Source organism: Gottfriedia sp. NPDC056225 (assembly GCF_042267765.1).
Taxonomy (GTDB): Bacteria; Bacillota; Bacilli; order Bacillales; family Bacillaceae_G; genus Gottfriedia.
In genome coordinates this window covers 1-2,500 of the sequence record NZ_JBHJTJ010000124.1, presented here as the reverse complement: position 1 = coordinate 2,500, position 2,500 = coordinate 1, and the positions used below count along the sequence as shown (strand labels likewise).

The following is a 2,500-nucleotide window of genomic DNA, read 5'->3' as shown; positions in this document are numbered from 1 at the left end:
ACTCTCCATAAAAGTTAAGTTTAAATCTTGTATTGCTCAAAAAACTAATAATTGACGTTTACTTCATGTTTTGTTTAGTTTTCAAAGTTCACTTTATCGCTTGGAAGCGACTTTAATATAATAACATTTTGTCGAATCATCTGTCAACAATTTATTATATTATTTTTGTTATCCGAACTCGTTTTGTCGTGACAACTTACTAAATATACCATCTCGTCCAATCGATTGCAAGCATTTCTTTACAAAAAATTAATAAAATAATTAACTTAGTAATTTAGATACACTTTTATATAGTTAATTTTAATAGCAATTACTCTGCAGTATAAAGACAGCAGTTATATTCAGTTGACTTATTGTTCTACCTTTGACATATCATACTGTTTAATTTGATACTTCAGTACAAGATCTTAAGTGTATTTTTAAACTGGTCTACTTATGGACAGAATAAGTTTAATCTATCTTGTAAACTATTCATAATTTTTTCTGGTACTTCTTTTAACTTTATATCTTCACCTAGGAAAAGGAGCCAGTTTGTTATATCGTTCAATTCTCCAAAGTTATCAACATTAATAAATGTTTTTAGAATGGCTGTGGTTTGGTAAGGACTTGTATAAGAAATAGAGAGCATTAAAGGATGGTACTTTTTGAACTGAGCAATTGCCTTTGGACCAAGTTCAATTACAAGGTTAATTATTTCATCTTGCTTACTTAGTTTTTCTAAAATCTTTTTTCTGCTTAATCTTTTTTTCGAAGGATATGTTACGACATCTATAAGATTGTCGACCGAGAAAATCTTCTTTATTTCATCCAACAAGTCAAATCCTTCAATCAACCAAAGACCTTTGTCATGATAAAGGTGCAAAAGATAAATAGAATAAGATAGTGATTCCTGTTCTTCTTTGATAGTAATCAATAAAAAGCGATCCAAAAGTAGTGTTTCAATGAGTCTTTCTAACATTGGCTGAGGTAAGTCTGATAAATCAAGTAAGTCGGGATTATTGGGATTAGTACCTTCAAAAAGAAGCATCTGATTTAAAAGAACAAGATCATCCTGCTGGTTTTCTGAGATTAAGCCAAGTAATTTTTCTGCTAAAGATTGTCGACTCTTTAGATAAGGAAGTTGTTTATTTCTTGTCGCCATAAAAGCTATAAATAGAGCCTTTATCTCATTATCTGTAAAACGAACAGTTGGCAGGACAGAGTTGTTCATGACAAAATATCCCCCATCCCTACCAACTTCAGCAACAAGCGGCATCCCCATCTCTTCAATTTCCCTTACATCTCTCAGAGCAGTTGAACGAGAGATGTTAAATTCTTGCATGACTTCTGAAATTGTAAATTTGGCGCGGTTGTTAATATATCGCATGATCGTATTAATTCGTTCAACTTTTTTCATCAGTACCTCCTAAACAGTATCATTTTTTGACACTATTTAAGACTATTATAAACTCATCAGATGAAAAGACAAATCGTTTGATAAACTTAAAAAAGGAAGGTTTTGAATATGACAAATTATACATTAGAAGAAAAAGATAGCTTTACCGTTTTAGGTATTGGAATTGAACTTAAAAGCCATTACACAGATTATGCAGGGTTAAATAAAGAAAAGGAAGATTTTTGGGATTCAATCAAACAAGATGGTAAACTTGAAACTTTAAAAAATATAGCTACAAATGAATACATTTTTACAGTGAACGAAGCAGTAAATAACAAGATGATGCATTATGCTGGCGTAATGACAGAGGCATCTGTAGCAGAAGAATCTAGAGTTATCCAATTCCCTAAAGGAGAATATCTAGTAGTAAAAGGTGAAGGTGCTACAACTGAAGAATTAAGCAATAAACTTACTGGTATTGCCTTTGGTCAAGTTTTACCTGAAGCAAAGGATTTTGCCTATGTTGGTGGACCAAATACATCGGTTGAAATGGGTCATCGAAACGGCTTAGTTTTTGGTGAAATGTGGATTCCTGTTGTAAGAAAATAATTTGTATAAATTGAAATTACTTTAATAAGTATATGAAATTAATTATTTAAAAATTTTCCAAAAATCAACAATAGTACTCAATAGAAATATGGGAGCTGATTGATATTCAGCTCCTTATTTATTATCTAATCAATGTAATGCGATAGTAGTGGAGGGATTCATTACAATTCAACAATGTAAACAATCCGATTATTATATTAATAGAGGAAACTTCAATAGAAGATACCCCTAATAGCTAACCACCGTATCCATTTTTTGTCTCTCCAGTTTTAATTGTGTGCTGTTTTTTATATTTCATTTCTTACTTATGAACAGTAGACATGTAATTAGCCCAAAGTAAACGTAAAAGGGAGACAGGTTTTCAACATTATTATTAAAATGCAAACATAAAAAAACATCAGCCTAATAGCTGATGTTTTTGTTTAACCAGGCGACGTTCTACTCTCACAGGGGGAAACCCCCAACTACCATCGACGCAAAAGAGCTTAACTGCCGTGTTCGGTATGGGAACGGGTG

At 31.8% G+C, this 2,500-nt stretch carries 2 protein-coding genes and 1 rRNA gene; 1 reads left to right on the top strand and 2 read right to left on the bottom strand.

The features are described 5' to 3' along the window. Positions 1-433: 433 nt before the first annotated feature. Entirely contained in the window at positions 434-1,396 is a 963-nt protein-coding gene (locus ACFCYN_RS25330) for a helix-turn-helix transcriptional regulator (protein WP_375952938.1), read from the bottom strand. 108 nt (positions 1,397-1,504) lie between these two features. On the opposite strand from ACFCYN_RS25330, the gene ACFCYN_RS25325 reads away from it, so the two are divergent. Beyond that, a complete protein-coding gene (locus tag ACFCYN_RS25325; protein WP_375952935.1) occupies positions 1,505-1,984 on the top strand; it encodes a GyrI-like domain-containing protein in 480 nt (159 codons plus the stop codon). 425 nt (positions 1,985-2,409) lie between these two features. Here ACFCYN_RS25325 and rrf read toward each other — a convergent pair. Continuing rightward, positions 2,410-2,500, bottom strand: a 5S ribosomal RNA gene (gene rrf / locus ACFCYN_RS25320); the annotation flags it as partial.

Coding starts and splice junctions, on each gene's coding strand:
- ACFCYN_RS25330 (WP_375952938.1), bottom strand. CDS start 1,396: ATGAAAAAAGTTGAACGAATTAATACGATCATGCGATATATTAACAAC.
- ACFCYN_RS25325 (WP_375952935.1), top strand. CDS start 1,505: ATGACAAATTATACATTAGAAGAAAAAGATAGCTTTACCGTTTTAGGT.